Here is a 2,715-nt window from a genome sequence, read left to right on the forward strand (position 1 = left end):
TCTTGTCGATGTTGAACGGCTTTATAGCGCGACAATCAGGATGAGAGCGGCGCGTCAATCAAGATGAGACGAGGCGACCGAGTCAGGGGATCATTGACGCTCGCGGCGGTTTTGGCAAGGCTTGATTGACGCCGCGCGACAATCACGCAGGATTGCCAGCGTCAATCATGGCTTTGTCGAGTTCGTTTGGAGTCGTATGAACGGGCGGCCGGCCTGGACCGCGCTTGCGATCGAGGGCAACTTTTCGACGGTAGCTCTCGACGTTCATCTCGAGGATCGTGGCGTGGTGGACCAAACGATCGATGGCTGCCAGCGTCATTGCCTGATCCGGGAAGATACGTCCCCATTCGCCAAATGGCTGATTGGCCGTGATCAGCAGCGAGCGTCGCTCGTAGCGAGCGGCGATCAGTTCGAACAGCACGCTGGTCTCCGCCTGATCCTTGCTCACATATGTGATGTCGTCGAGGATCAGGAGGTCGTAGCGATCGAGTTTGGCGATCGCAGACTCCAGCGTCAGTTCGCGTCGCGCCACCTGCAGCCGCTGAACCAGATCGGTGGTGCGGACGAAGAGGACGCGCCAACCATTCTCGACGAGAGCCAGGCCGATCGCTGAACCGAGATGAGTCTTGCCGCCGCCGGGTGGGCCGAACAACAGCAGATTGGCGCCGGCCTTCAACCAGGCGTCGCCGGCGGCGAGCGCCATCGCCTGTGCCTTTGACAGCATCGGCACGCTTTCGAAGTCGAAGGTGGCGAGCGTCTTGCCGGCAGGCAACCGCGCTTCCACCATGTGTCGCTCGATGCGTCGGCGGGTACGATCGGCTGCCTCGTGCTCGGCAAGAGCGGCGAGGAAGCGGGCGGCAGGCCAGCCTTCCTTGTCCGATTGCGCGGCGAGCTTCGGCCAGATCGCCTTGACACCGGGCAGGCGCAGTTCATTGAGGAGCAGCTCGACGCGGGCGGCATCGACGGAGGTCGCGATGCTGGTCATGCCGCTTCTCCCGGGTTCGAGTGGGCCGACACGATGCTGACGGAGGCCAGCTCATCGTAGACCGCGAGCGGCGCCAGTTTGACGGCGACACTCGGGATCGAGCTCGCCTCGGGCCGGAAGCGATCGCGCAATGCCGCAAGATCGGGTAGCCGTCCGGCATCGAGATCAATCGCGATCGCCTTGGCGAGCTCGGCTTCGCAGGCCCGCTCGTGGGCCAGTGCCAGAAGCTCGACCGTCACCTTGCAGGCGCGCCGGTCATCACCGTGTTCCCGCAAGGTCTCGAACAGACGTTTGTAGGCTGCGCGCGGGAAGAGCTGGTCGCGATAGACGAGGTTGACGAGCGCCATCGGCTTGCGCCGCAGGGCATGGATGACGTGCCGGTAATCGACGACATGCCCGCCCTGGCTCTCCGACACAGGCCGCCCGCGCCGCAGCGTCACGACCGGCGTGACGCCGAGGAAGCATTCGAGCCGGTCGTCGAAGATGCGCACACGCAGGCGATGGCCAATCAGTCTTGAAGGCACGGTGTAGAACACGCGTCTCAAAATGAAGCCGCCCGACGACGTCACCGGGATCACCTTCTCCTCGAAGTCGGTCGTGCGACCTTTCGGCAGCGGCGCCAGTGCTTCCTTCTCGAGCGCGATCCGCTTGGCGAGGTTGGCGTTGCGCCGGCCGACAATCTCGTCGACAAAAGCCCGCCAGGCATCGAGACTGGCGAAGTCACGTGTGCCCCGCAGCAACAGCGCATCCTCCAGCGCTCGCTTGAGATGACCATGTGCACTCTCGATCGAGCCGTTCTCGTGGGCGATGCCCGCATTGTTGCGCGTTGGTGCCATGCCATAGTGGCCCATCAGCGCGGCGTAGCGCTGTGTCAGATCCTCCCGCGCATCAGCCGCCAGATTGCGGAACGCCGCCGACAGGCTGTCGCTGCGATGCTCCCGCGGAACGCCGCCGAGCGCCCACAGGGCGTTCTGCAGGCCCTCGGCCAGGGCGACAAAGCTTTCGCCGCCGAGCACGACATGGGCATGCTCGAAGCCGGAGAACGCCAACCGGAAGTGATAGAGCCGGTGATCGAGCGGCTCACCCGCGATGGTAATGCCGAGCGCGCTCACGTCGGTGAAGTCGGACAGACCCAGGCGACCGGGCTCGTGCTCCTGGCGGAAGATCACGTCCTGTTCGGGACCGTTGAGTGCCCGCCAGGCATTGATGCGTCGCTCCAACGTGCGTCGGATGTTGGGATTGAGGCCAGGATGCCGTCGGCGCAGTTCGTCCAGCACGCCGATCACGCGGATGCCGGGCGCAGCCTTCAGGATCGGAACGATCTCGGCGTCCCAATAGGGCTCGAGCGGATCGGATCGTCGCCGACCCCTCGGCGCCCTCTTCTGCGATGGCGGACGCGCATCGCCCTCGATCCGATACGCACTTGCTTTCGAGAACCCCGCCTTGGCCGCGGCGGCCTCGGGGGACAACGTCAGTCGGTAAGTCATGTACAGCCTCATCTGGTGGTCGGTGATGTGGAGGCCAGGCAAGGCATCGATTCCCTCTTGTCGAGACGAATCAACAGCTTGCACCAGCCGCACCCGGCCGCCAGACGGGTCCGAAAACGCGCGACGCCGATGGGGACGGTCCTCCGGTCGGGCTACGCCCTCCCTTCGGTCCGTCCCCATCGGCGCAGTCTCATCCTGATTGTCGCTGGAGTCTCACCCTGATCGCCGCCGCGCACGGCTGCT

2 protein-coding genes are annotated in these 2,715 nt (G+C 64.7%); both read right to left on the minus strand.

Annotated features, from left to right (window positions below):
- Positions 1-142: 142 nt before the first annotated feature.
- Positions 143-985 carry an IS21-like element helper ATPase IstB gene (istB, locus tag AC628_RS41655; protein ID WP_074132564.1) on the minus strand — a complete coding sequence of 281 codons (843 nt, stop codon included), beginning with the start codon at positions 983-985 and terminating at the stop codon, positions 143-145.
- Positions 982-2,514, minus strand: a complete 1,533-nt coding sequence (gene istA / locus AC628_RS41660) for an IS21 family transposase (RefSeq protein ID WP_074132565.1) — start codon at positions 2,512-2,514, stop codon at positions 982-984. Before istA ends, istB begins: the two co-directional genes overlap by 4 nt.
- Positions 2,515-2,715: the final 201 nt, after the last annotated feature.

Source organism: Bradyrhizobium sp. NAS96.2 (genome assembly GCF_001908235.1).
Lineage (GTDB): Bacteria > Pseudomonadota > Alphaproteobacteria > Rhizobiales > Xanthobacteraceae > Bradyrhizobium.

Bases quoted from the DNA above. Each gene is read 5' to 3' on its own strand.
- istB (WP_074132564.1), bottom strand. From the start codon at position 985: ATGACCAGCATCGCGACCTCCGTCGATGCCGCCCGCGTCGAGCTGCTC.